The organism is Prosthecodimorpha staleyi, from assembly GCF_018729455.1.
In the GTDB taxonomy this organism is placed as follows: domain Bacteria; phylum Pseudomonadota; class Alphaproteobacteria; order Rhizobiales; family Ancalomicrobiaceae; genus Prosthecodimorpha; species Prosthecodimorpha staleyi.
The window spans coordinates 142,231-167,836 of the sequence record NZ_JAHHZF010000012.1 but is presented as its reverse complement, the minus strand read 5'-3'; the positions used below and the strand labels follow the sequence as shown (position 1 = coordinate 167,836).

Genomic DNA, 25,606 nt, shown 5'->3' with positions numbered 1-25,606 from the left:
GATGCCGACCGGACCTGCACCCCCGTCGAATCCCCGCCAGCTGCCGCTCGCTCTGGCCGCGGCACCGCGCTTCGGCATGGAGGACTTCATCGTCGGGACTGCCAACGCGGCTGCGCATGATCTGGTCCTGGCCTGGCCGGACTGGCCGAGCCCGGTCGTGCTGCTGAGCGGTCCTGAGGGGGCCGGCAAGAGCCATCTCGCCACGATCTGGGCTGCGGCTGCGGCCGCCACCATCCTGCCCGCGGGCGATCTGGGTACGATCGATCCCGTCGCGCTTGCTGCGCGCGGCGGTGTGGCGGTCGAGGATGCCGGCCCCGGGGTCGACGAGCCGGCGCTGTTCCATCTGCTCAATGCTGCGCGCGAGGCCGGCAGCCCGGTTCTGATCACGTCGCGCGCGGAGCCGGTCGGCTGGGGGCTCGGCCTGCCGGATCTCGTCTCGCGCCTGCGCGCGGCGACGCCGGTCCGCCTGGAGGAGCCGGACGATGACCTGCTCGAAGCCGTGATCGGCAAGCTCTTCGCGGACCGGCAGACCATGGTCGACCCGCAGGTCGTCCGCTTCCTGGCCCGGCGCATCGAGCGCTCCTATGGTGCGGCCGTGCGCACGGTCGAGCGCATCGACCGCGCGGCGCTCGCCGCGAAGGCGCCGATCACGCGACCGCTCGCGGCACGCCTGATCGCGGATGCCTGGTCGCGCGAGCCGCATCTGCCGGGTCTCGAAGAAACCGAGCCGGATGAACACAATCCGTCATAAAGTACGGATAGTTTCGCGCGCGTCGGACCGGGTTTCCGAAACCGGCGCCGCAGGAGGGGACGAAGCATGGACGAGACGGTCGAGACCAAACCTTCGCGCAGGCGCAACAGCGAGACCGCGCCCGCCGCCGAGGCGACTGCGGTGCCTCAGCCGGCACCGGTACCGTCCATTCCGCTCGACAGTCCCGATCGCTTCGTCAATCGCGAACTGTCGTGGCTCTCCTTCAATCGGCGCGTCCTCGAAGAAAGCGCCAACACCAACCATCCGCTGTTGGAGCGCCTGCGCTTTCTGTCGATCTCGGCCAACAATCTGGACGAGTTCTTCATGGTGCGCGTTTCGGGGCTGATCGAACAGCATCGGGCCGGCATTCTGACGCGGTCGGACGACGGGCTGACGCCGGCCGAACAACTGACCCGGATCGGGGAGGCGGCCGAGGCGCTGACCGACGAGCAGCAGCGGCTGTGGGGTGAGTTGAGGGCGGAACTCGCGGCCGTCGGGATCGTCATCGCCGATGGGTCGTCGCTCGACAAGGCGACCCGCGCCTGGCTCGACCAGTATTTCCTGACCCATGTCTTCCCGGTCCTCACGCCGCTCGCCTGCGATCCGGCGCACCCCTTTCCATTCATTCCCAATCTCGGCTTCTCGCTGGTGCTCGATCTGGCCAAGATCGGCAGCAGCGCGACCATGACGGCGCTGATCCGCATTCCCCCCAAGATCGACCGATTCATCGAATTGCCGGCGAGCGAGACGGAGCCGGGCATCCGCCGCTTCATCAGCCTCGAGAACATGATCGGCCTGCACATTGCCGGCCTGTTCCCGGGCTACCAGTTGCGCGGCAAGGGCGCTTTCCGGGTGATCCGCGACTCCGACATCGAGATCGAGGAGGAGGCCGAGGATCTGGTCCGGGTGTTCGAGACCATGCTGAAGCGGCGGCGTCGCGGTTCGGTCATCCGATTGGAGATCGAGGCGCATACGCCGGAGCGTCTGCAGTCCTTCGTCGCCCGGGCCCTCGGCGTCGCTTCCGACGGCATCTTCCAGGTGGAAGGTCTGCTTGCGATGACCGAGCTGTCGCAGCTTGTCGGCGTGGAGCGGCCGGAGCTCAAGTTCACGCCCTACGAGCCTCGATTTCCGGAGCGGATCAAAGAATTCGGCGGCGACTGTTTCGCGGCGGTCAAGGCGAAGGATCTGATCGTCCACCATCCTTACGAATCGTTCGACGTCGTCGTCCAGTTCCTGAGCCAGGCGGCGCGCGATCCGGATGTGGTCGCCATCAAGCAGACCCTGTACCGGACCTCCAAGGACAGTCCGATCGTCAAGGTTCTGTCGGAGGCGGCCGAGTCGGGCAAGTCGGTCACGGCGGTCGTCGAACTCAAGGCGCGCTTCGACGAGGAGGCCAATATCCGCTGGGCGCGGGATCTGGAGCGCGCGGGCGCGCAGGTCGTGTTCGGCTTCGTCGAGCTGAAGACCCATTCCAAGTTGTCGCTGGTCGTCCGCCGGGAACGGGGCACATTGGCGACCTATTGCCATATCGGCACCGGCAACTATCACCCGATCACGGCGCGCATCTACACCGACCTCAGCTATTTCACCGCCGACCCGACGATCGGCCGTGATGTCTCGAAGATCTTCAACTACATCACCGGCTATGCTCAGCCGCACGAACTGGAGAAGATGGCGATCTCGCCGCTGACCATCCGGCCGCGCATTCTGCAGCATATCGAAGCCGAGATCGCCCACGCCAAGGCAGGCCGCCCGGCGCAGATCTGGGCGAAGATGAACTCGCTGGTCGATCCCCGCATTATCGACGCGCTCTACGAGGCGAGCCGGGCCGGCGTCCAGATCGACATCGTCGTACGCGGCATCTGCTGCCTCAGGCCGGGCGTCCCCGGTCTGTCCGACAATATCCGGGTTAAGTCGATCGTCGGCCGTTTCCTCGAACACAGCCGTATCCTGTGCTTCGGCAACGGCCATGGGCTTCCCTCGCCGCAGGCGATCGTCTACATCGGCTCGGCCGACCTGATGCCGCGCAACCTCGACCGTCGGGTCGAGGCGCTCGCTCCGCTGACGAACCCGACCGTCCACGAGCAGGTGCTGGACCAGATCATGGTCGCCAACCTGCGGGACAATCAGCAGAGCTGGCGTCTCCTTCCGGATGGCGGGCACGAGCGCATCGTACCGGCGGCGGGCGAGGAACCGTTCAACGCCCATAAATACTTCATGACCAACCCGTCGTTGTCCGGCCGTGGAAAATCACTCAAATCCAATTCTCCCAAATCGATCGCCGGGCGAAATCACCGCTCCTGAGGCGGTGCACCCCGGCACTGAGGTTGCGCCCGGTCGACTGAGCGGGCGCGGTCCGATCGCGGTCATCGACATCGGCTCGAATTCGGTCCGTCTGGTCATCTACGAGCGGCTCTGCCGGTCGCCGACACTGCTTTTCAACGAAAAGGTCCTGGCCGGCCTCGGCAAAGGCGTGGGCAAGACCAACCGCCTCTCGGACGGTTCGGTGACGGCTGCACTGGCCGCCGTGCGCCGGTTCCGGCATCTGGCCGACCAGTCCGGCGCGATCGAACTGCATGTGCTTGCCACCGCCGCGGCGCGCGAGGCGGCCAACGGGGCCGCCTTCGTTGCGGAACTCGAGCGGATCTGCCGGGTGCCCGTGCGCGTCCTGAGCGGACCCGAGGAAGCCTATTTCGCGGCCCTCGGGATCGTTTCGGGGATGCACCAGCCGAGCGGCATCGCCGGCGATCTCGGCGGCGGCAGCCTGGAACTGGTCGAGGTCAACGGCACGGAACTCGGCCAGGGGCGGACCTTTCCGCTCGGCGGCATCCGGCTGTCGGAGGCTGCCGAAGGATCGGCGCGCAAGGCCGAGAAGATCGCCGAGGACATCCTCAAGTCCTCCGACGTTCTCGCCCGCGGCGCCGGGCGGCCCTTCTATGCGGTCGGCGGCACCTGGCGCTCGTTGGCCCGTCTGCACATGTTCCAGACCGGCTATCCGCTGCATGTGATGCATGAATATTCGCTGCCGGCGGCGGAAGCGCTCGACTTCTGCCGGATGGTGGCGCGCGGCGACATCGAGGCGCTCGACCGGATCGAGGTCATCTCCAAGCAACGGCGCGACCTGCTGCCTTATGGCGCCACGGTGCTTGCGCAGATCATCAAGATCGGCAAGCCCAGCGCGATCATTCTCTCGGCGTTGGGATTGCGCGAAGGCCTGCTGTTCGAACGGCTGGCGCCGGACGAACAACGGCTCGATCCGCTGATGGCGGCAGCCGAGGAACTGGCCATCCTGCGCTCGCGATCCCCGCGCCATGCGCTTGAACTCGGCCCCTGGACGGGGGCCGTATTCCGTGCGCTCGGCATCGACGAGACCGCCGAGGAGGAGCGGCTGCGCAACGCGGCCTGCCTTCTGTCCGACATCGGTTGGCGGGCCCATCCCGACTATCGCGGCGAGCAGAGCCTCAACGTGATCGCCCATGCGGCCTTCATCGGCGTCGATCATCCCGGCCGGGCCTTCCTGGCCCTGGCAAGCTACTATCGGCACATGGGTCTGATCGACGATGCGCTGAGCCCGCGCATCCGGGAACTGGCCTCGGTGCGGCTGAAGGAGCGCGCCCGCTGCCTCGGCGCGGCGTTTCGGGTCGCCTATATCCTCTCGGCCGCGATGCCTGGCGTCATCCCGCTGGTCGGTGTCGCGGCCCGCGGCAGCACGCTCGTCATGACCCTGCCGCGCGATCTCGCCGAACTCGATGGCGAGGTGCTGCAGCGCCGCCTGCGCCAACTGGCCAAGCTCGGTGGACTGGACGCTGCCGTCGAAGTCGTCGCCTGAGCCGCGCCGGAGGTCTGACCCCATGACCCGCGAGGTCCAGCAGCGGCCGCCTGCGGTCGTCCGCGTCGCCGATCTGGTCGCACGCGGGCTTGTTGCGCCGGAAGCGGCGCCGGCCGTCGAGCGGGTGACGCAGGAATTCTCCCTGCGGATCACCGCCGAGATGGCCGCAGCCATCGATCCGGCCGATCCTTCCGATCCGATCGCCCGCCAATTCGTGCCCGGGACGGCGGAACTCGATATCGCGCCGGACGAGGTTGCCGATCCGATCGGCGACGGTGCGCATGAAATCGCACCCGGACTGATCCGCCGCTATCCGGACCGGGCGCTCCTGAAGCCGACCCATCTGTGCCAAGTCTATTGCCGCTTCTGCTTCCGGCGCGAGACGGTCGGCGGCGATCCGGGCCTCGGCGAGGCCGAGCTTGCAGCCGCACTCGACCGCATCCGTGCAGAGGCGGGCCTGTTCGAAGTGATCCTGTCGGGCGGTGATCCGCTGGTCCTGTCGGACCGGCGGATCGGCCGGATCCTTGATGCGCTCGACGCCATCGATCATGTCGGCGTGGTCCGCTTCCATACCCGCATACCGATCGTCGACCCGGCCCGAATCACGCCGGCCTTGCTGAACCTGCTCGACCGACGAGCTGCGATCTGGTTCGTGCTGCACGTCAACCATGCCTCAGAACTGACGGAAAACGCGAAGAAATCGATCCGCGCCTTGAGCAGGGCGGGGGTCCCGCTGCTCGCCCAGACCGTCCTGCTCAAGGGCATCAACGACGACGCCGCGATCCTGGAGGATCTGTTCCGGTCTCTGGTCGCGCTTCGGGTGAAACCCTACTACCTGCACCATCTCGACCGCGCACGCGGTACCGGCCATTTCCGGACTTCCCTCGCCGAGGGCCGGTCGCTGATGCGCACCCTGCGCGGCCGTCTGACCGGGATCGCCCAGCCGACCTACATGCTCGACATCCCGGGCGGATACGGAAAGGTGCCGGTCGGTCCGGACTACGTGGCATCAGCCGGGCCCGGGCTCTATCGGGTGACCGATCCGCATGGGGCGACGCATGACTATCGTGACGGCTCGGACGGCGTGCCGGACTGAGGCGGTGCCTATCGGTCGCGGCCGCGCCGGTCGATGCCGAAGATGAGGCCGAGTTCGACCGCCTCGCCGCCGAACCGGGCGCGAACCGCGTCCATCGCGCGTTCCGCCTTGGCGCGCCGACCCGCCCCCTCGTCGACCAGGTCGGCCGGATCGCAGGCCTCGGCGGGCACCAGATCGGCGACGCCGATACCGATGAGCCGGAAGGCACGGCCGTCGCATTCGCGCTCGACCAGGTCCCGGCCGGCACGGAAGATGCGGTCGGCCAATTGGCTGGGATCGGATAGCTTCCGGTTGCGGGTGACGGTCTTGAAATCCTGCGTCTTCAGCTTGACGGTGACGGTGCGTCCGCCGATTCCGGCCTTCTTCAGCCGCGCCGAGACCTTTTCGGAGAGCCGGCGCAGGATCGGCTCCAGGCGCGCGAAGGCGGCGATGTCGTCGTCGAAGGTGACCTCGGCGGAAACGCTCTTGGCCTCACGGTCGGGCGTGACGCGGCGATCGTCTTCGCCGCGCGACAGGCGCGCAAGGCGCTGGCCCATGACGCCGTAGCGCTTCATCAGGGCGGTCTCGTCCATGGACTGCAATTGACCGATCCGGCGGATGCCGTCGCGTTCGAGTTCGGCGGCGAGCGCCTTGCCGACGCCCCAGATCAGCGTGACCGGTTGGGCAGCCAGGAAGGTGCGCGCCTCGACGGCGCCGATCACCGAGAAGCCGCGCGGCTTCTCGAAGTCGGAGGCGATCTTGGCCAGGAACTTGTTCGGCGCGAGACCAACCGAAATGGAGATGCCGATTTCGTCTTCGACCCGCTTCGCGAAGCGGGCGAGGGTCAGGGCCGGGGCGGCGTGGTGCAGGCGATCGGTGCCCGAGAGATCCAGGAAAGCCTCGTCGATCGAGACCGGTTCGACCAGCGGCGTCAGTTCCAGCATCAGCTGCCGGACCTGGCGGCCGACCTTGACGTATTTCTCCATGTTCGGCTTGATCACAACGGCCTGCGGGCAGGCCGCCAATGCCTTGAACATCGGCATGGCCGAGCGGACGCCGTGGATGCGGGCCAGATAGCACGCCGTCGAGACGACGCCGCGCTTGCCGCCACCCACAATCACCGGTACATCCCGCAAGGATGGATCGTCGCGTTTTTCGATCGAAGCGTAGAAGGCGTCGCAATCGACATGGGCAATCGAAAGCCGATCCAGTTCAGGATGGGCGACAAGGCGGGGACTGCCGCAGGATGCGCAGCGCCACGCTCCCGGCCGCGAAGGGACCAGGCAGTCACGACAGAAGCCCTCAACCCCTGAGTTCTGGGTAGGGAGCACGCTTCTCGTTCCTGTTTCGTTTCTGCGTCGATGCAATATACTCTTTCCGCGTCCGCCGGCCAGTGGCATCCGGCGTGCGTCCGGGGCGCCGGCGGCGCCGGTCAGTTCGAGGAGGGTCCGGTGACGCATTTCACGGTCGCCGTCGTGATCGATCACGATCCTGACAGCCCCGAGGGGCGTGCGGACCTTGCCGCGACGCTGCAACCCTTCCACGACTTCAAGCGCACCGGGATCAACGACGCCTATGTGCGGGATGTCGATGCGATGGATCGGGTCGTCGAACGCCTCGGCGAATGGCCGGGCGGTGATCTCAGAGGGGTGGCCATGTCCTTCGGATGGGGCTACCTAAACGATTCGGATGCGATCGATATCCAGGGACCGCACCGCTTCGGCCATCTCCTGGTGTTGAATGGCTTGGCAGCGCGTGCGATCGACCGCACCAATCCCAACGGGCGCTGGCTCGGCTGGTCGCTCGGCGGCGGCAGGCCGTTCCTGTGTCGCGACCGTGTGCTTCCCCATGACTATGCCCGGCTCGGCGATATCGACTGGCGGACCATGCGGAGGCTGGCGCGCGACCGCAGGCGGGTCCGGCTCGCCGAGGTCAGTCAGGCCGCCGGAATCCCGCTGAGCGACGCCGACGCGGTGCATCGCCGGGTGGGGGAATGGCTCGAGGTCTGGCGTCAGATGCCCGAGCCGCGGCCCTATGGCCGGGAATTTTCAGCCTGGCTGCGCCAGCAGGCCGGTGGCGCCGCCGCCCGCTGGCACGCGGCCGCCCCGGTCCTGCCGGCAACCGGGCCGGGCGAGCGGCTGGAGGACTGGGTCGCCTGGGCGCCGGGCTTCGGCGCCACGGCCGTGGTGGTCGACGGCCGGTGGCACGAGAACGGCCCGGCCGGATCAGGCGATCCCGCGGATGGCGCAACCATCTCCTGGGCCGCGTGGGACCGGCAGATCATGGATCTGATCGACACCCAGCGCCGACGCCACCCGCAGGCCTGGCTGGCCATGGTCGACTGTCATTGCTGAGCGTGCGCCGAGATCACGCCGGCAATGTAAGCTTCGACTTCGGCCCAGCGATTGGCGCGCAGGTTCATGCCCGGGATTTCCCGTGCCATGGCGAAGAAGCGCGGATCGGCCACGAACTGGATTACATGGGCTTCCGGCAGGGTCTCGCGCACCGAAACAAGATTCGAGGGCGAATCGTCAAGGAAGAACACCGGCCCCTCGGCACGTGCCGCGAGGCGGGCCATGGCCGGCCCCTTCGGTCCGTCATTGGTCAGCACAGGATAGGGCAGACCGCGTGCGGTCAGCGATATGCGGCGGGTTTCCCGGTGCTTGTGCGGAGCGTTGGTCAGCAGGACGACGTCGGCCCGCTCGGCCAATCGGCCGAGAACCTCGACGGCGTCCTCGACCACCTCCTGGTGGGCGATCTCGTCGTCGAAGAAGCCGAACAGGAGACGGCGGACATCGTCCTGCCCGGCGGCCTCGTCGGTGGCGCCATGACGGATGTTTCCGGTCAAACCGTAGCTGACGGCATCCAGCCGGAAGCCGGAGCGCTCCAGATAGCGCTCGAAATGGCGCACGAAATAGACGGCCACTTCATCGACATCGGACACGACCAGAGGGCGACCACCATAGGGCAGGGCGTCGATGGCGGAGAGGATATCGAGGCTGTGCGGATCGAGGGTCATTCCGGATGGGGTCCCGACAGTCGGTGATGAGCTGCGGCAACCATCAGGGGACGGAGCCGTCGGTTCTCGGTGAATTCCAGCAGGAGCGATTCGTCGTTCATGAGGAAATCGAGTATGCCTGCCAGGAAGCCCGGATCGGAGGCGGCAACGCGCAGCGTTTCCGGCCCGATCCCGCTCTCGGCCAGGAAGCGGCCGAGATGCTCGGGTCGTTCGGCCAGAAAACCGAGTGCCGCGATCGCGATCCCCTCGGCCTCGTCATGGTTCATATGATCCCGTCGCTGCTCACGTCGCACGGAGCGAACCTCCGGTTTGCCAATGCGAAACGAATTATCACTAAAATCGAGCGCTGGGCAGAGATTGCGTTTGTGCAGAGTAGAGAGAGACAGAATGGCGAAGACCGTGCTGATCGTCGAGGACAACGAGTTGAACATGAAACTGTTCAACGATCTCCTCGAAGCCCACGGCTACCGGACGCTGCAGACCCGCAACGGCCTGGATGCCATGGATATCGCCCGGTCGCACCGGCCGGATCTGATCCTGATGGATATCCAACTGCCCGAGGTGTCCGGCCTGGAGGTGACCAAGTGGCTCAAGGAGGATGACGACCTCCGCGCCATCCCGGTGATCGCCGTGACGGCCTTCGCCATGAAGGGCGACGAAGAGCGCATCCGGCAGGGCGGATGCGAGGCCTATATCTCCAAGCCGATCACGGTCGCCAAGTTTTTGGAAACCGTTCGCTCGTATCTTGGGGATGCCTGATCAAAAGTCGAGGCGACTTTTCTCTCGACGCAAGATCAGTTCTTCCGGAGCCAACGATGACTGCCCGCATTCTCGTCGTCGACGACATACTGGCCAATGTCAAGCTGCTCGAGGCGCGGCTGACGGCTGAGTATTTCGATGTCGTCACGGCAATGAACGGTCTCGAGGCGCTCACCATCTGCGCCGAAGTCATGCCCGACATCGTGCTTCTCGACGTCATGATGCCTGGCATGGACGGATTCGAGGTCTGCCGACGGATTAAGGCCAATCCGGCGACCGCCCATATCCCGGTGGTCATGGTGACGGCGCTCGATCAGATTTCCGATCGGGTGAAGGGCCTGGAGGCGGGCGCCGACGATTTCCTGACCAAGCCGGTCTCGGACGTGGCCCTGGTCACCCGGGTCAGGAGTCTCTCCCGGCTGAAGATGTTGACCGATGAGCTGCGCATGCGTGCGGCGGCCAGCCGGGACAGAAGCATCGAGGGCGATTTCGACATCGATCAGGTCGTCGGCTCCGCCAAGGGGCGCATCCTGGTGGTCGAAGACCGGCGTTCCACGGCCGAGCGTCTGCAGGCCATGCTGGGCGCGGCCCATTCGGTGACGCTGCAGGCCAATCCGCAGGAGGCGCTGCTGACGGCCGCGGACGGGGCCTTCGAACTGGTCGTGGTCAGTCTCGCACTCGCCAATTTCGACGCGCTCCGGCTCTGCTCGCAATTGCGCTCGCTCGATCGGACTCGGATGCTGCCAATTCTGCTGATCGTCGATCCGGAAGATCAGCCGCGCCTGCTGCGCGGGCTTGAGATCGGGGTCAACGACTATCTGACCCGCCCGATCGATCGCCAGGAACTGCTGGCGCGGGTCCGTACCCAGATCCGGCGTAAACGCTACAACGACCACCTGCGCGACAATGTCCAGCAGACCATCGAGATGGCGGTGACCGACGGCCTGACCGGGCTCAACAATCGGCGCTACATGTCGACCCACTTGGCGACGCTGACCGAGCAGGCCAAGGAGCGCGGCAAGCCGCTGTCCATCCTGATCCTCGACATCGATTTCTTCAAGGCGATCAACGACACGCACGGTCACGATGCCGGCGATGAGGTGCTGCGCGAATTCGCCGACCGGATGCGGTCCAACGTGCGCGGCATCGATCTGTGCTGTCGCTACGGCGGTGAGGAATTCGTGATCGTGATGCCGGATACCGACCTCACCCTGGCGCAGGTCGTGGCCGAGCGGCTGCGCCAGCGCGTCGCCGGGGACCCGTTCGTCATTGCGGGCGGGATGAAGCAGATCGACGTGACCATTTCGATCGGCCTGGGCACGCTCGAGGGTGTGCAGGATACCGACGAGCAGATCATGAAGCGCGCCGATCTGGCGCTCTATCGCGCCAAGCGCAACGGCCGGAACTGCGTCGTCTCCGACGCCGCGTGACGGCCCGGCGGAGGTAAGCTTAACGCTTTACTAACCAAAGGGATTCGTCCCTCGCGCCGCGTCGTTTGCGTTGCGCGGTGCTCGGTCGCCTGTCAGAAAGTCCTCAGGGAATGGGTGAAGGCAGGCCGCAGGGTCCGTCTTCTCCCGGCAAGCCTGCGGATCCGGGCCGCCGCAAACATCCCGGTTCGCAGGTGGTCGGCCGTCGTCGGGTCGAGTGGCCTCCTCGTAAGGGCCCGCGACGGCCGACCGTCCCTCGCCACATCCCGGCGGGACGGCCCCGGCAGAGCTGCCGCCGGGTCTCGGGCTGGCAGTGCCGTGTCAGCTCTTCGGAGCCGGTGCTGCCGGCATCTTGCCCGGCTTCGCCTTTGCCGCTGCCGGTGCCGCCGCCGCCTGGCAGGCGTAACGCACCTCGTACTGCAGTCGTATCAACTCCATCGTCTCTACTGGCGTACAGGCGCGGCCCTTGCTGTGCAGGTAGTCGATGGCGGCGTCGCGATAGACGGTGACCGGCGGGTTCACGTCGATCTTGACCAGACCGCGCACGAAGCCATAGGCGGCCGCATCGCCGAAGCTTGCGGTGATCATCATTCGATTCTCGAGCGGCTTGTCGAAGATGCGAAATGTGCGCGCCATGTCGACAGGCCCATTGTCCGACGGCACGTAGCGCGGACCGTCTGCCGGCGGCACCACATGCTCTTCGACCACGACCCCATCATAGTTCTGGATTACGTAGTTCACGTTCGACGAACATGCGGCGAGCGGCACGGCGGCGGCGGCAACCAGCACAATTTTCATGACAACCCTCGGCTGAAGCCCGAGGAATTTAGAGGACGCAACCGTACGCTTCAATGACAATCAGCTGATATTTTAGAGGGTGGGCGGAGCCGTCTGCGCTTGGACGGCATCCGGAATCCATCGTTGAGGACCCCCGTCGGTTCGGAAGGGAGCCTCGCCCTTCAGCCCGCCGACGGACCACCGCCGCCGGCAGCCGGCGGCGTCTGGCCGGGCAGAGGTGCCGGCGGCGGCGCATCGGTCGCACCCTGGCGGGCCTTCCAGCGTTCCATGCGGCGTTCTTCCTTCCGCCGGGCCCGTTCCTTAGCGGAACGCTTGTTGGCACCACCGGTGACCTTGCGCCAAAGGGACTTGAAGAACCGGATCATGCGAACCCCCGAAAGCCATCTGCCCGAATGACCATTCTGACCATCCGTTCTCGGCTGGCAAGTCGGAGCGGACGGTGTGGACAGGAATTGCGCCGCGGGGCCTCCTGTCGGACGGCAGCCGGGATCTCCGTGCCGAAACAAGGCAATGCCTGGGGGCCATAGTCCGTCGCATGACGGCGCGCCGGGCGCGCCTCAATCGAAGTCGAACAATTCGCCGAGCATCGACTTGCGTCGGTGCGGATAGGGCTGCCCCTGGTGCTGCGCCTGATGACCGTAACCGCCGTGGCGTCGCTCATGGCGGTCGTCATCGTCGTCGTCTCGACGGCCCCAGCCCGACGGTTCTGCGCGCGGCGGCAGAGGCTGCGAGCCGAACAGTCCGCCAGCCTGTCCGGCCCGCGGATCACCCTGATAGGCCGGGGTCGGCGGCTGTGCGGCCGGCGGCGACGCGCGCTCGATGATCTTGTCGAGTTCGCCCCGATCGAGCCAGACGCCGCGGCATTTCGGACAATAATCGATCTCGATGCCCTGGCGTTCGGTCATGACCAGGGCTTCGCCGTCGAGCGGACACTTCATCGTGGATATCTCCATGTCGGGTCCGGGCACCGGCCCGGCTGTCAGCTTCCGGTCATGAAGGTGGGGTTCCGTTGCTGCATTTGCCAGAGGGGCCGGGCGGTCGGCCCATCACGCGAAGCGATCGCGGAACCAAGCGATCAGGCAGCCGAGGACGAGCCCGAGCGCCAATGCGGCGGCCAGGACGATGGGGGCAGGCGGATAGGAGACGCGGAACGGGGCCACGGCGGCGGCCAGAACCCGGACATTGGTGCTGGGCAATGCCTCCTGTTCGCCGCTCTGCTTGGCGCGCGACAGGACCGTCTCGAGCAGTGCGCGGGAGGCTTCCGCATCCCGCTGCAGGGCGCGCAGGCGGATCTGGGCCTCGTTGTTGGTCAGCGCCTTCTGCTTGAGGCCGTTGAGGCTCGCCGTCAGGCCTGCCTCGTTCTTGCGCGCGAGATCGAGCGCGCTGCGTGCACGCTCGACGGCCAGGCGCACCTCGCTGTCGAGTTGCGCCTTCACCGTGGCCTTCTGGGCCTCCAGGCTTCGAACCTGCGGATGCCTCGGCCCCAGCCGCTCGCCGAGATTGGCCAGGCTGCGCTCATACTCGGCAAGACTGGTTCGCAGGCCGGCGATGACCGGACTGTCGAGCGCCTCGGACGAGGCGGCCGAGCCGCCGCCCGCCTGCGCCAGGCGCGCGCTTTGCGCGAAGCGCGCCTCCGCCGCCTCACGCTGCAGACGCGCCGCGCCGAGACGGCCGTTCAGGTCCTGAAGCTGCTGCTCGTCGATCAGTACGCCCTGGGTGCCGACGAGGCTGTTCTTGCGCCGGTAGTCCTCGACGCGGTCCTCGGCGGCGGCGACATCCTGGCGCAGTGCCTTGAGGCGGCCGGTCAGCGATTCCGTCGTCTCGCGTGTGGCGCTGGTCGACGCATTCGCCTGTTCGGTCAGATAGGCGGCCGCGATGGCGTTGGCGATCGAAGCCGCCTTCTCGGCATCGCGCGAGAAGATGCCGATCTCGATCACATAGGTGTTGCCGACCCGCGCGATCCGGCTGAGCCGCCGCAGCCGGTCGAGCGCGATTTCGGTCGGCTCGGCCGAGCGCGCCTCCTGGCCGAGCAGCGCGCGCAGGCGGGTCGTCAGGCCCGGCCCGCCGCCGACCAGGAACTCCGGATCGGCCGCGAGGTGCTTGGCCTCGATCACCCGGCGCAGAACGGCGTCGGAGCCGACGATCTCGACCTGGCTGTCGACGAGCAGGGAATCGGCACCCGACGAGGACGAACCGAGCCCGGACGGGACGACTTCGCTTTCCAGGATGCGCTTCGGCCGGGGATCGATCAGGAGACGGGTCGTCGAAAGATAGAGCGGGGTCGACAGCAGCACGAACAGGAAGGCGGCGCCGAGTGCGACAGCGACCGTCCCGGCGATCCACAGCTTGCGCCGCCACAGCGAGCCGAATACGGCCGCGACGTCCCGGCCGAACGCGTCCAGCCCGGCCCCTGCCGATCGGTCAGGGCCGGCCGGGGTCCTTTGGAAGTCGAAATCGGCGGAAACCATCAACCCGATCCAGATTGCATCAAATTGGCACGAATTTGGCGAAGTGCGCCGCCCTGCGATGTCCCGATTGCTGGAATTGCAATGCTTGTGCCTGGACCGGTCAGGCGCGGCCGGTCCAGCGTCGAAGTCGATCGCGCAAGGCCGGGAACCGGCGGAGCAAGACCTTGGCATGCCAGACCGCGGCAAGCCCGAGGCCGCGCGGACCGAGCGGCCGGACCACCTCGAACAGGGTCCGGTCGTCGACCCCGAACGCGCTCTTGTAGGGCTCGTCGCCGATGGTCAGGTCGAAATAGGTCAGGCCATCCTCGGCGAAGGCCTGCATGGCCCGGTGGATCTGCAACCGGCCGAGGCCAAACCGGCCGTAGCGCTCCATGTCGAAGGAGGGGATCAGCAGCAGGAAGGCACCGTCATGGACGAGGCCTAGGCCGGAGGCGATGACGGTCCCGTCGAGCGTCAGGCCCATCATGCGGGCCGCCGGCCGCGCCGTGGTGCCGGCGACCAGGTCGCGATAGAAGGCCGCCCACATCGGGTCGGCCATCACGTCGTCGCGGCCAAGCGCCGCGAAGCGGGCTGTGCGTTGGGCGTAGAGCTCGTCGAAGAGAGCCTCGGCCGCGGCGCCGCCGTCGTGGAATGCGAAGCCGAGCGTGCCGAGGCGTCCGAGATTGGACTCGCTCCGGCGCAACTCGCCAAGCTGCTTCTTGCTGATCGAACCGGACGCGTGCTGGCTCCAGGGATGCGCGATGGCGACGCCATGGGCGTGAACCGGAAAGGCGGCCCGCGGGCGCAGCCAGAGCAGCGGATTGGGACGCCCGCCGACCGTCGCGGGCAGCTTGCGCAGATGGACGATATCGGCTGCGGGCAGCGCGCTTTCGATCTGCCGCCAGAGGGCACGGAAGGTCGCGGCGTCGGGCATGAACCCGCGCGCGAGCACCGGCGCGCAATAGTCGGCGACGCGCAGATCCGCGAAGGCGATGATCCGGCCCCCGTCCCGGAACCGGCACAGCGGCAGGATCATGGCCGGCCGGCCGGTATCGGCCGCGCTGACCAGGACGACGACCGGCTCGGCCCGGCCATGGGCCGCGAAGGTCTCATAGAGCGGGGCGGCGAAGTCGTAGCGCTGGAAGGCCGTGACCGCCCCGTCGGCCTCCAACTGACGCCAGACCGTCTCGATCGACGCGGCGGACTTGTGCACCGAGATCGCAAAGGTGGTGCCCGTCATGCCTCGCGCCTCCGACCGGCCGTCGGCGCGGTCGCGGCGTCGACTTCGGCGCGGTAGCGCGCGACGACCCCCTCCGGCGACAGGCGCTCGAACAGGGTCGGTGCCGCGGCCCGGATCGCCGCCCGGTAGCGGGCATTGTCGCGGACGAGGCGGACCAGCCCATCGGCGATCCCGGTCACGTCGCCCGGCCGGACGCCGATGCCGACCTCGAGCCCGTCCAAATAGCCATCGATGCCGGTGCCGGCCGCGTAGAGGATCGGCACCCCGGAAAACAGCGCTTCCGGATAGACCATGCCGAAGGTCTCGTCGCGCGACGGCATCGCCAGGGCCATGGCCCTGGGCAACTCGGAAAGGAAGGCTTCGTGGCCGACAGGACCGCGCAGCAGGGCACGGCCTTCGAGACCGTGGGCGGCGATCAGCGCCTGGACGCGGTCCCGATCCGGGCTGTCGGGCGGCGCATCGCCGACGATGTCGAGCCAAAGGCCGTCGAGCACGGGGCCGGCCGCCGCGAAGGCGGCGATCAGGTCCGGCAACCCTTTCCTGTCGAGCGCGTCGAGCCGGAGCGCGACCACGATGCGTGGTTCGGGTGCGTCCGGCTCGATTTCGGGTCGCGCGTTCAGGACGATATTGGGCAGCAGCCGCGTCCGGGCCGGGTCGGCGCCGGTATGCCGCTCGAAGCCGGCCCGGTACCAGGCCGAGACGTAGAAGATGCGGGCGGCGTCGCGCGCCATCCGCCGGAACAGGGGCCGGTAGGTCGGCTTCAGCCGAAAGACCTTCTGTTCGACCTCGCCGCGCACGGACTGGAACAGCGCGGCACCGGTGGCGCAGGCTACCATCCAGGCGGCGATGCCCTCGAAGGTAAAGCGGTGGCTGTGGACGATATCCGGCACGATCCCCTCGGCGGCCAGGAACCGGCGGATGCGGCGGGCGAGGCGCCACTGCCAGAGAAGCATGCCGACGCCCAGCGGAAGGGCAAAATAGCCGTGCGCGATCAGACGCCTGCCACCGACCATGCCGAGATCGCGCCAGTAGGTGCGCCACGGCCGGCCAACCCGCTGCAGCGAGACGACCACCTGCGGATGGTCGGTCATCCGGTCGACCAGCCGCTCGACCGCGTTGGTGGTCGGCGTGCGGATCGGGTTCGGATAGTCGGAGGAGATGTGCAGGATGAGCGGCTTGCGGGGAGACACTGATGCAGGCGTGACGGAGGTCATGGGCGGACCCGCCGCACGGCTTCCCGGGCGACCAGAATGGCGAGCGGGCCGATGCCGAGGATGTAGCGCCGCCACAGGCGGCGCGGCTCGCTGATCAGCCGGTGCAGCCATTCGAAACCGAGCGCCTGCATCGGCTTCGGCGCTCGTGTCTTCAGGCCGCTGACGAATTCCATCGCCGCTCCGATGCACAGACCCGTCCCGGTGACGCCGGGCGCGGATGCGAGCCGGTGCGCCAGCATCTCCGATTGCGGCGAACCGACGGCGACGAACAGGAAGCGGGACGGATGGTCGGCGACGAAACGCATGCAGGCGGCCATGGCGGCCTCGTCGTCGGCAAACCCCATCGGCGGGCAGTGGCCGACGACCTCGATCGTCGGGGCGCTGCGGGCCAGTGCCGACAGCACCTCGGGGCGCGGCGCGATCACGGCGATGCGGTCGCCCGGGCGCAGGACCTCGGCGAAGATGCGCTCGACCACGTCGGTGCCGTTGAGATGCGGAAGCCTGAGGCCGAACAGGAGGCCGAGGCGGCGGACGACATGGCTGTCGCACCAGCACTGCCAGGCGTCTGTATAGAGCGGCCCGAGCTCGGGGCGGCGCATCAGGCGGACCAGATGGTCGACATTGGGCGTCGCCACATAGCGGAACGGCTCGCCGCCGTGCCTTTGCGCGAGCGTGGCCAATACGGTCTCGACCGGGGTCAGATCGTAGGGAGCGCCCAGAAATGTCACGCGGGACCGATCCCCGCCCGTCAACGTCATGGCACGTCGTATCCGTCGCCCTTCGGCATCACGTCCCGAATTGGTGTCCACACTTGGCACAGCCTGCATCCATCGGCAGACATGCCGCAGCGATCGTGGCATTTTTCGTGCCGTCGGGGCAGGCACGCCGCGTGCTTGCGCGAGGCCCCGAAGGACAGGTCCAAGGTCTGGATCTGGGAGAGGATGGTACGATGCGGCGGGCGATGGTCTATTCCATCCTCGATCAGGCGGTGTTGAGCGCGTTCAATCTGGGGCTCTCGCTGCTGCTCGTCGCGACGGTTGCGCCGGCGGAATTCGGCCGGTTCAGCTATGTGCTGGCGATCTTGTTGATCCTGGGTTCGGTGCATAATGCGCTCGTCGCCACGCCGATCGGCGTCTCGTTGCCGGGCCAAGGCACGGCAACGCGGGCCGACGTGCTTTCCGTATTGCTCGGCGCCGATCATCGCCTGCGCGTCGCCCTGATGCCGGTGGCGGCGATCCTCCTCGCCTTCGCCGGCACCGACGCGGCCTATCTCGGTCCGGCGCTGGCGCTATGCTTCTTCTCGCTCTGGCGCGAGACGCAGCGCGGCGTCGCCTTCGCGCTGTCCGAGGCCGGCCGGGCACTGGTCATCGATCTGGTTGCGGTCTCGGTCTCGGCGCTGGCGGCAGGCCTGCTCTGGCGGATGATGCCGCCGGTTCCGGCGCTTCTGTCCGGTATGGCGGCCGGCAGCGCCGCTGCCGTCGCCGTCGCACACGCCACCGGGCCCTTCGGTCGTCTCGGCTTCCGCAGGGAGCGTGCCGCGGATGTCGGATTTGGGGCCGATAGTCGGAGCGGCGGCTGGCGCCGCTATGGCCGGTTCTGGCACGAGGCGCGCTGGAGCCTGCTCGGCGCGGTCACCACAGAGGCGCAGTTCCGCGGCTATGTCTTCGCCGTCCAGGCTCTGCGCGGCGCCGAAACACTCGGTGCGATTCAGGCCGGTCGCGCCCTGATGGGGCCGCTGCCGCTTCTGGCCTCCGCCTGGTCGCGGGTCGCCCGGCCGGAGATGACCCGGGCCCTGGTCGAACGCCGCGATGCCGACGCCTTGCGGACCGTGATCCTCGGCACCGGCGGGGTGCTGTTTCTCTCGCTCGGCTATCTGGCCGCGCTGGCGCTGGCCTGGCCATGGATCGAGCCCCGGCTGTTCGGCGGCCGGTATCCCGGCATCGGTGTCCTGACCGCCGCCTGGGGGCTGACGACCCTGATCGGCACCGGCCATATCTGCCTCGGCACCTATCTGCAGGCCGCCCGCTGCTTCCGGCCGCTCGCCTTCGTGTCGGTCGGCGGGGCGGCGGCCTCGGCCGTCGCGCTGGCCGGACTGGCGACGGCGGTGCCGACCGTCTACGCCGTCGGGGCGGTCGCGGTCGGCGAAACCGTCGCGCTGGTCTGGTCGCTCGTCCTGGTGGTCGGGAACGGCCGCCGGAGCGGGGCTGTCGGGGAGGGGGCGCGGCCATGACCCTTGCCGACGAGGCGCATCGGCCCGGCACCCGACACGCCGGCGACACGGCCATCTGGACGCGTCGGCTGGCGCGCTGGATTCCTGCGCTGATGCTTGCCTACGGCCTGCTGATCTGGCCGATCCTCTATGGCCGCAGCCCCGATACGGGGCCGGCCTTCCAAGTGCTGCAGAGTGAATCGAGCGCGCTCAGCCAAGTCTATTTCCCGCTCCTGCTGCTCGCCGCCGGCTTTGCCTGGATCGCGACCAGCTACGGCCGGCGGCGTCCGATCGACGATGCCGTGACGGGGCTGATCGCCCTGTTCGTGACGCTGTGCCTGATCTCGGCGCTCTGGTCGGTGGCGCCCGGGATCGCGTTGCGCCGGGCGGTGCTGCAGGTCGCCATCGTCGCCGCACTGATCCTGTCGGTCCGAGCTGCGGAGGATCCGGACGGGGTGGTCGCGCGCATCTTCTGGACGCTGGCGGCGATCATGCTGGTCAATCTCGCCATGGTGGCGGTGAAGCCGGCCGGCCCGCTCGGCCACGAGGGCGTCTACCCGCAGAAGAACGGCCTCGGCGCCGCCGCCGCGCTGGCGATCCTGTTCGCGCTCCACCAACTGTTCGCTGGCGCGCGCTGGACCCGCGTCGCGGCCTTCCTGGTGATCGCCGCCGCCGTTCTGCTCCTGGTGCTCAGCCGTTCGAAGACCTCGCTCGGCCTCGCGGTCCTGGTGCCGGCGATTGTGCTCGGCGCGGCCGTCATCGCGCGCGCCACCCGCCTGTCGCCGGCCGTCCTTGTCGGCCTCGGTGCGGGGCTTGCCTATGTCGTCTATGCGGTCGGCGTCGCCGCCTATCTGTGGGATTTCCCGGCCGTAGCGACGGCGCTGTTCGGCGACCCGACGCTGACGACCCGGACCGAGATCTGGGATTTCGCCCTGCCGATGACCGAGCGCCGGCCCTGGCTCGGCTTCGGCTTCGAGTCCTTCTGGCAGGCGGGCCCGGACTCGCCCAGCCTGCGCGAGGCGCGCGGCTTCGTCGCCAAGATGCCCCATGCGCACAACGGCTATATCGACATCCTGCTGCAGCTCGGCCGCGTCGGCCTCGCGCTCCTGATGGTGATCCTGTTCGCCGCCCTGCATGCCTGCGGCGGCGCCCTGCGCGCGCGGTTCGGTCTCGGCTGGCTCTGCCTCGCACTGATGCTGTTCACGGGTCTCTACAATTTTCTCGAAAGCGCCTGGTTCCGCGGCTTCGACTTCTTTTCGATGTCCTTCGTTCTGGCGGCGGCCCTGACCGGCGAGATCCGGCGGAGCGCGGCGCCATGACGGCCCTGACCATCGGCATCGCCAGCATCGGCCGGCCCTCGCTCATGGCGACGCTCGCTTCGCTGGCGGCGATCGAACGGCCGGCAGGTCTCTCCATGACCGTACTGGTCGCCGACGATTCGCCCGACGGCGCGGTCGCGCGCCTGATCGCGGGCGCCGGGCCCTGGCCGTTCGGGCTCGCCGTGCTGCCGGTCGCCGCCGGCAATATCTCGGTCGCCCGCAATGCCTGCCTGGCCGCGGCCGCGACGCCGCTGATGGCCTTCGTCGACGACGACGAGCGCGTCAGCACCGACTGGCTCGTCCGCCTCATCGCCGCCATGGCCGAGTTCGAGGCCGACGTGGTGATCGGACCGGTCTTCCCCGTCTATCCGCCCGGCACCCCGGACTGGCTGCGCCGGGCCGACCCGCTCCATGTCGACTGGGGCCGGCGCGGACGCCGCGTCGATACCGGCCGGACCGGCAATGTGCTGTTCCGGCGCGACGATCCGCGCTGGTCGGGCCTGCGCTTCGATCCCGCCTTCGGGCGGACCGGCGGCGAGGACACGGACTATTTCCACCGTCTGCATCGCGCCGGCGCCGCGATCGTGGTGACCGACGACGCGCGCATCGACGAGGAGGTGCCGGCGGCGCGGCTTCAACCGGCCTATTTGCGCCGCCGGACGCTCCGCTCCGGTCAGTCCTATGCCGCCTTCCGGCTCGGCGGGCGGCGCGGGTTCGGTCCGGCCGGGCTCATCTTCCACGCCGGCAATGCCGCCAAGGCCCTCGCCGGGCTGGCCGCCGCGCTCCTTTTGCGGCCGGTCGACCGAGCCCGGTCGCTGCGCTTCGCGCTGAAGTTCTGGCTCAATCTCGGCAAGCTGCGCCAGCTCACCGGCCGCGATCTGCCGTCCCTCTACTGACAGGCGGCGACGCCCAGGGCGGCAGGCCGTGCTTCCAGGCGCGCAGCGGATTGCGCAGAGCAGACGCCGCGCGCGGGCGCCAACCCGCGAGGCGATCGAGGACCGCCTCGGCCGGCCGGTCCGCGCGTACGGTATTGCGCGGCACGAGCCAGGCCGCGGCGCCGGCGAGTCCGCCCGATGAACTATAGACGCGGCGATAGCCGGCGGCAGCGAGCGCACCGAGCACGCGGGCATCGAAGGCCCCGAACGGGATCGAGGCCTCCGTGACCGCGGCGCCGATCGCATCCTCGATGATGTGGCGCGCATCGTGGAGTTCGCGCCTGAGTTCCTGGTCGGAGGCCCGGCGCCAGTCGACATGGTCGGCGCCATGGCTGCCGATGGCCATGCCGGCTCGGTGCAGGGCGGCGAGATCGGGTGCGGCGAGATATCCCGGCCGGCCGATCCGCCCGACGAGCACGAAGAAGCGCGCCGTCAGGCCGGCTTCGAGCAGCCGCGGCAGCGCGATCGAGAGATCGGAGAGATTGCCGTCGTCGAAGGTGATCTCGATGGCCGCGTCGCCGGCCGCCCGGACGAGCGCGGCGGCGAAGGCCGGCGCGCCGATCCAGTAGGGCCGTTCCGCAGCGTCGACATGCGGCCCCGGCATGCCGAGGCCGTGGAAGGTCAGGATCTTGCGGTGCGGCAGCCAGCGGCGGCCGGCCGGGCCGGCATCGGGAGCGGGCCGAAGCGCGGGATCAGACGGCATTCCGGTAGGCCGCGCCATAGAACAGGGTCATCAGCACGATGCGGATGTCGAGACTGAGCGACCAGTTTTCGACATAGACCAGATCGTACTCGATGCGCATGCGCATCTTCTCGTCGGTATCGGTCTCGCCGCGCAGGCCGTGCACCTGCGCCCAGCCGGTCATGCCCGGCTTGACGATGTGGCGCCGGGTATAGTGCGCGATGCGGCTCTGGAAGGCGTCGTCGAGCGCGACCGGATGCGGGCGCGGACCGACGATCGACATGTCGCCCATCAGCACGTTGAGGAGCTGCGGCAGTTCGTCGACATTGGTCCGGCGCAGGATGCGCCCCAACCGCGTGATGCGCGGGTCGCCGCGGCTTGCCTGGGTGAAGTCGGCGCCGGCCTCGACAACCCGCATGGTGCGGAACTTGAAGACCGTGAAGGGGGTCTGGTTGAAGCCGTAGCGGGTCTGGCGGAACAGGGCAGGGCCGTGGCCGTCGAGGCGGACCAGGATGCCGACGATGACGAGCAGCGGCGCCAGCGCGATCAGGCCGGCCGTCGCCACGACGACATCGAAGGCTCGCTTCTGCATCCGCTCCCAGGCATCGAGCGGCGCCCGCGCCAGCACGACGCCGCCGACGCCCTCATGCGACAGCGCGAAGACGCGCGAACTGAGCCCGGTCGGAGCCAGCCGGATGGTGGCCGGCGTGACCATCAGGCCGTCGGCGACGCGGTCGATCAGTTCGGCGTCCTGGAACGGCAGCGAGAGCAGGATCTCGTCGGGCTGCAGGTCGCGCGCGATGCCGACGACATCGCCGACCGGGTCGGCGCGGCCGTCGAGCGCGACGACCTCGAAGGCGCTGGCCGTGATGGTCGGGTCGTGCGCGATCGCCGTGGCCGCATCGCTGGCGCCGGTTCTGGTCACCAGCAGGACGCGCCGCGGACGCACGCGCCCACTGGCGGCCAGCGCCGCAACCAGCCGCGTTGCGACGAAATGGGTGACGAGGAGCAGGACGAAGCCGGCGACATAGACCGCCGCGGTGACGCCGCGCGACATGTCGAGGCTCGATTTCAAAAGGAACATCAGCGCGATCACCGCCCCGAAGGCGATCGTCCAGGCGACCCAGAGATCCAGCGGCCAGCGCACGTCGTCGAGCAGGGCCGACCGGCGGTAGTCGCCGCGCAACCCCGAGACGATGACCAGCATCAGCGCGAAGGTGATGCCTTCGCCGAGATGGCCGGAGTGCGGCGGCGTGCTGTCGAGGACGTACCGGTAGTATGTCGCCCCGAGGACCACGGAGGTGACGACGACCACCAGCATGTCGGCAAGGGCGAGCGCGACCGAAAGCCAGATCCAAGCGAGGCTGAATTTCCGTCGGCTGGCCGGTTCCCGCTCCGTGATTCCGATCGATGTCACCGTCGACTCCGTGAGCCTTTTCGGCTGGGCGCTTCCTCCCACAGCAACGGTCTTGCATGCAACCGATAGGCCAGTAAATCTGTCCCTTTGGGGGACAGTCCGTCTCACCGGGTCCCCGATCGGATCGCCGCCAGGGTGGCGCCGATGTCGCCGCCGAGAAAATGACTGCGTGTGGCATGGGACGGCAGGGCGCGGGTCGGGATCAGACTGGCGTAGGCCGGCAGCCACGCCAGGTTCCAGTCCTCCGGCCGGCTCTGGGTCCGGCCGGTGCGGCGGGAGAGGACGGCCGGATCGGCGATGCCGGCCAGGACGAAGCGGCCGAGCCGTTCGAGCGCGGCCCGGTCGAAAGGCTTGCCGCGGGCCTCGGCGATCACCGCCAGGAGCACCAGCGGCGCCGTCGCGAAGGCGTGATAGTCGAGCGCTTTGGCACCTCGGTCGAGTTCCGCCTTCAGGCTTCCGTCCGCGGCCACCGCCGCGAGCCCAGCGGTCAGGATGTCCTGTCCGCGCGCCAGATGGGCCTGCGAACCGGTGGCGAGCCCGGATGCCGCGAGTGCGAGCCCGGACCAGTAGAGCAGATTGTTGGCCGGAATCCGGTCCTGGTCGAGGACTGCGACGACGCCGTCCGCCATCGCTCGGAGCCAGTCCTCAACCGGCCGGCCATGGCCGTCGAGCGGGCGGAGCTTCAGATAGCCGAGGGCGAGGCCGGTCAGATACCAGGCCCGCTCATATTCGCCCTGCTGCGTCGCAAGGGCCCCGACGAGCACGCCGCCGCGCGCCCAGGCGCGCAACTGGCCCAGCGCGCAGGCGCCGGCCGATGCGTCGCCGCCGAGCGCATAGTCGTCCGCGCCGGCCTGAACCGCCCGGACCACCGCCTCATAGATCGCGACGGCCCGGTCGCGCGCCGCGCGGCGTGCCGGATCCACCTGGCCTCCGGCAGGGTCGGCATAAAAGCCGTCGACATTCAAAGGCTCTGCCGGTGGGGGAACGATCCGGCACGGGACCTCGGCAACCGTCGGCCGGTGCATTGTCGCCGCGACGATCAGGACCATGGCGACGATCGGAAACCGGGTGAGGCGGCCGGACCGAGGCGGGGGCGGGGGCAGGCTTCCCAAAGCGCGATGGTCCTTTGCGGGTGAGGGGCCTTTTGCGAGGCACCGGGCGTAGGAAGTCGGGACGGCATCATCATTGCATGCAAGAGAGGCGCCGTCCCGGATGCGGTTGCGCTCGTCATCAGGGCGTTCTCGCCCTGGACAGGCGCCGCCCTGCACGGCAGATCACTGCCGGATCGCTCGCGGATCCCGTCGCACCAATCTCCGAGGCCAGCATGTCCCTCCGCGTCGTGACGCTTCCCGGTACCGGGCTGACGGCCTCGGCTCTCGGCTTCGGTTGCGCCTCGCTCGGCTCCCGGATCGGCCGGGCGGACGGCCTGCGGGCGCTGGCGGAAGCGCATGACGGCGGGGTGACATGGTTCGACGTGGCGCCGCCCTACGGGGCCGGCGAGGCGGAAGCGATTCTCGGCGAGTTTTTGGCCGGCCGGCGCGACGGCGTCCGCCTCTGCACCAAGGTCGGGCTCGCCGGTCCGGAGCGGTCGGGTCTGATGCGGCTCGCCTACCGGCTCGGCCGGCCGCTCGCGGCCCGCTTTGCCGGCCTGCGCCGCCGCTTCCGCGCCGCCGCGGCGACGCGCTACCGCCCAATCGCGCTCGATGCCGCCGGCATCGCCGCTTCGCTCGACCAGTCGCTCGCGCGGCTGCGGACCGATCATGTCGATGTCTTCGCACTGCATGCGCCGAGCCCGGCCGACACGGTGCGCGACGACGTGGTCCGCGCCCTGGAGGATCTCCTAGCCGCCGGCAAGGCGCGTGCGGTCTGCGTCGCCGGCGACCTCAACGCCTGCCGGGCCGGGGCCGGGGCCGATTTGCCCTATCGCGTCCTGCAACTGGCCGACGATCCGCAGACCGAACCGCTGGCCGCTTTGCGCGAAGTGGCCACGCGGCCGATCGCGACCGTCACCCATTCGGTCTTCGGCTTCGACGGCGCGCTCAGCCGGCTCGTCGCCCGCCTCGAGTCCGATCCGCCCGCCCGCCGGCGCCTGCAGGCGGCCGGCTATGACGCCGCGCCGCGCGAGGCCGCCGCCAGCCTGCTGATTGACCGCGCCTTCGCGTCCAATCCGGATGGCGTGGTGCTGGCCTCGATGTTCGCAGCCCCGCATCGCCGGCTCAATCTCGCCCGTGCGGCCCTGCCGCCGAATCCGGCGGCAGTCCAGATCGCGCGCGATCTCCTTCGGCCGGCGGGCGCGTGATGATCACCGAGCGACTCGACGGGCTCGATGCGGGCCGCCACGACCTCTGCATCGTCGGTGCTGGTCCGGTCGGGCTGACGCTGGCGCTCGAATGGGCGCGGTACGGGCGGCGCGTCCTGGTGCTGGAATCCGGCGGGCGCCGGCCGGTCGGGGGCGGCACCATAGCGACAGGGCCGGGAGCCGACA

At 68.7% G+C, this 25,606-nt stretch carries 25 protein-coding genes; 12 read left to right on the top strand and 13 right to left on the bottom strand.

Annotated features, from left to right (window positions below; translation table 11 throughout):
- Position 1: 1 nt before the first annotated feature.
- From KL771_RS22560 to KL771_RS22545, 4 genes are all read left to right on the top strand, one after another.
- A complete protein-coding gene (locus tag KL771_RS22560) occupies positions 2 to 751 on the top strand; it encodes a DnaA/Hda family protein (RefSeq protein WP_261970766.1) in 750 nt (249 codons plus the stop codon).
- A 66-nt stretch (positions 752 to 817) separates the two neighbouring features.
- The gene (locus KL771_RS22555; RefSeq protein WP_261970765.1) at positions 818 to 3,055 is read left to right on the top strand and encodes an RNA degradosome polyphosphate kinase; all 2,238 of its coding nucleotides are present in this window, start codon (positions 818 to 820) and stop codon (positions 3,053 to 3,055) included.
- 4 nt (positions 3,056 to 3,059) lie between these two features.
- The gene (locus tag KL771_RS22550) at positions 3,060 to 4,580 is read left to right on the top strand and encodes a Ppx/GppA family phosphatase (RefSeq protein WP_261970764.1); all 1,521 of its coding nucleotides are present in this window, start codon (positions 3,060 to 3,062) and stop codon (positions 4,578 to 4,580) included.
- Positions 4,581 to 4,602: 22 nt separating this feature from the next.
- Complete coding sequence (locus KL771_RS22545) at positions 4,603 to 5,676, top strand: lysine-2,3-aminomutase-like protein (protein WP_261970763.1); 1,074 nt, start codon at positions 4,603 to 4,605, stop codon at positions 5,674 to 5,676.
- A gap of 8 nt (positions 5,677 to 5,684) precedes the next feature.
- On the opposite strand, the gene KL771_RS22540 is transcribed toward KL771_RS22545, so the two are convergent.
- A complete protein-coding gene (locus tag KL771_RS22540) occupies positions 5,685 to 6,986 on the bottom strand; it encodes a DNA polymerase IV (RefSeq protein ID WP_261970762.1) in 1,302 nt (433 codons plus the stop codon).
- A 144-nt stretch (positions 6,987 to 7,130) separates the two neighbouring features.
- Between KL771_RS22540 and KL771_RS22535 the strand changes: the two genes are divergently transcribed.
- Complete coding sequence (locus tag KL771_RS22535; protein ID WP_261970761.1) at positions 7,131 to 8,009, top strand: hypothetical protein; 879 nt, start codon at positions 7,131 to 7,133, stop codon at positions 8,007 to 8,009.
- Here KL771_RS22535 and KL771_RS22530 read toward each other — a convergent pair.
- Both KL771_RS22530 and KL771_RS22525 read right to left on the bottom strand, forming a co-directional pair.
- A complete protein-coding gene (locus KL771_RS22530) occupies positions 8,000 to 8,674 on the bottom strand; it encodes a hypothetical protein (RefSeq protein ID WP_261970760.1) in 675 nt (224 codons plus the stop codon). The genes KL771_RS22535 and KL771_RS22530 overlap by 10 nt on opposite strands.
- Positions 8,671 to 8,940 (bottom strand): DUF3572 domain-containing protein, encoded by a 270-nt coding sequence (locus KL771_RS22525; RefSeq protein WP_261970759.1) that lies wholly within the window; start codon positions 8,938 to 8,940, stop codon positions 8,671 to 8,673. The genes KL771_RS22530 and KL771_RS22525 overlap by 4 nt, the downstream gene beginning before the upstream one ends.
- Positions 8,941 to 9,061: 121 nt before the next feature.
- Between KL771_RS22525 and KL771_RS22520 the strand changes: the two genes are divergently transcribed.
- Both KL771_RS22520 and KL771_RS22515 read left to right on the top strand, forming a co-directional pair.
- Complete coding sequence (locus KL771_RS22520) at positions 9,062 to 9,433, top strand: response regulator (protein WP_054357207.1); 372 nt, start codon at positions 9,062 to 9,064, stop codon at positions 9,431 to 9,433.
- A 56-nt stretch (positions 9,434 to 9,489) separates the two neighbouring features.
- The gene (locus KL771_RS22515; protein WP_261970758.1) at positions 9,490 to 10,863 is read left to right on the top strand and encodes a PleD family two-component system response regulator; all 1,374 of its coding nucleotides are present in this window, start codon (positions 9,490 to 9,492) and stop codon (positions 10,861 to 10,863) included.
- Positions 10,864 to 11,181: 318 nt separating this feature from the next.
- Here KL771_RS22515 and KL771_RS22510 read toward each other — a convergent pair whose 3' ends face one another.
- From KL771_RS22510 to KL771_RS22480, 7 genes are all read right to left on the bottom strand, one after another.
- Positions 11,182 to 11,658, bottom strand: a complete 477-nt coding sequence (locus KL771_RS22510; protein WP_261970757.1) for a hypothetical protein — start codon at positions 11,656 to 11,658, stop codon at positions 11,182 to 11,184.
- A 161-nt stretch (positions 11,659 to 11,819) separates the two neighbouring features.
- Positions 11,820 to 12,023, bottom strand: coding sequence for a hypothetical protein (locus KL771_RS22505; RefSeq protein ID WP_261970756.1), 204 nt, complete (start codon positions 12,021 to 12,023; stop codon positions 11,820 to 11,822).
- 192 nt (positions 12,024 to 12,215) lie between these two features.
- Positions 12,216 to 12,611, bottom strand: coding sequence for a TFIIB-type zinc ribbon-containing protein (locus KL771_RS22500; RefSeq protein WP_261970755.1), 396 nt, complete (start codon positions 12,609 to 12,611; stop codon positions 12,216 to 12,218).
- 93 nt (positions 12,612 to 12,704) lie between these two features.
- Entirely contained in the window at positions 12,705 to 14,126 is a 1,422-nt protein-coding gene (locus KL771_RS22495; RefSeq protein ID WP_261970754.1) for a GumC family protein, read from the bottom strand.
- Positions 14,127 to 14,226: 100 nt separating this feature from the next.
- Positions 14,227 to 15,345 carry a GNAT family N-acetyltransferase gene (locus KL771_RS22490; protein ID WP_261970753.1) on the bottom strand — a complete coding sequence of 373 codons (1,119 nt, stop codon included), beginning with the start codon at positions 15,343 to 15,345 and terminating at the stop codon, positions 14,227 to 14,229.
- Positions 15,342 to 16,559 carry a glycosyltransferase gene (locus KL771_RS22485; RefSeq protein WP_261970752.1) on the bottom strand — a complete coding sequence of 406 codons (1,218 nt, stop codon included), beginning with the start codon at positions 16,557 to 16,559 and terminating at the stop codon, positions 15,342 to 15,344. Before KL771_RS22485 ends, KL771_RS22490 begins: the two co-directional genes overlap by 4 nt.
- The gene (locus KL771_RS22480) at positions 16,556 to 17,287 is read right to left on the bottom strand and encodes a WecB/TagA/CpsF family glycosyltransferase (RefSeq protein WP_261970751.1); all 732 of its coding nucleotides are present in this window, start codon (positions 17,285 to 17,287) and stop codon (positions 16,556 to 16,558) included. Before KL771_RS22480 ends, KL771_RS22485 begins: the two co-directional genes overlap by 4 nt.
- Before the next feature lie 221 nt (positions 17,288 to 17,508).
- On the opposite strand from KL771_RS22480, the gene KL771_RS22475 reads away from it, so the two are divergent.
- The 3 genes from KL771_RS22475 to KL771_RS22465 are packed head-to-tail and all read left to right on the top strand — an operon-like array spanning position 17,509 to position 20,983.
- Entirely contained in the window at positions 17,509 to 18,789 is a 1,281-nt protein-coding gene (locus tag KL771_RS22475) for a hypothetical protein (RefSeq protein ID WP_261970750.1), read from the top strand.
- Positions 18,786 to 20,087: an O-antigen ligase family protein gene (locus KL771_RS22470; protein WP_261970749.1), complete on the top strand. Its 1,302-nt coding sequence runs from the start codon at positions 18,786 to 18,788 to the stop codon at positions 20,085 to 20,087. Before KL771_RS22475 ends, KL771_RS22470 begins: the two co-directional genes overlap by 4 nt.
- The gene (locus KL771_RS22465; RefSeq protein WP_261970748.1) at positions 20,084 to 20,983 is read left to right on the top strand and encodes a glycosyltransferase family 2 protein; all 900 of its coding nucleotides are present in this window, start codon (positions 20,084 to 20,086) and stop codon (positions 20,981 to 20,983) included. The genes KL771_RS22470 and KL771_RS22465 overlap by 4 nt, the downstream gene beginning before the upstream one ends.
- Here KL771_RS22465 and KL771_RS22460 read toward each other — a convergent pair.
- The 3 genes from KL771_RS22460 to KL771_RS22450 form a co-directional block, all read right to left on the bottom strand.
- Positions 20,952 to 21,725, bottom strand: a complete 774-nt coding sequence (locus KL771_RS22460; protein WP_261970747.1) for a polysaccharide deacetylase family protein — start codon at positions 21,723 to 21,725, stop codon at positions 20,952 to 20,954. The two genes, KL771_RS22465 and KL771_RS22460, sit on opposite strands and share 32 nt — an antisense overlap.
- The gene (locus KL771_RS22455; protein WP_261970746.1) at positions 21,715 to 23,121 is read right to left on the bottom strand and encodes an exopolysaccharide biosynthesis polyprenyl glycosylphosphotransferase; all 1,407 of its coding nucleotides are present in this window, start codon (positions 23,119 to 23,121) and stop codon (positions 21,715 to 21,717) included. The genes KL771_RS22460 and KL771_RS22455 overlap by 11 nt, the downstream gene beginning before the upstream one ends.
- Positions 23,122 to 23,225: 104 nt before the next feature.
- Positions 23,226 to 24,146: an alginate lyase family protein gene (locus KL771_RS22450; RefSeq protein WP_390867506.1), complete on the bottom strand. Its 921-nt coding sequence runs from the start codon at positions 24,144 to 24,146 to the stop codon at positions 23,226 to 23,228.
- A gap of 299 nt (positions 24,147 to 24,445) precedes the next feature.
- Here KL771_RS22450 and KL771_RS22445 point away from each other — a divergent pair, with 299 nt between their 5' ends.
- Both KL771_RS22445 and KL771_RS22440 read left to right on the top strand, forming a co-directional pair.
- Positions 24,446 to 25,420 carry an aldo/keto reductase gene (locus KL771_RS22445; RefSeq protein ID WP_261970744.1) on the top strand — a complete coding sequence of 325 codons (975 nt, stop codon included), beginning with the start codon at positions 24,446 to 24,448 and terminating at the stop codon, positions 25,418 to 25,420.
- The coding region (locus tag KL771_RS22440) for an NAD(P)-binding protein (protein ID WP_261970743.1) at positions 25,420 to 25,606 on the top strand (187 nt) is incomplete at its 3' end. The genes KL771_RS22445 and KL771_RS22440, both read left to right, overlap by 1 nt.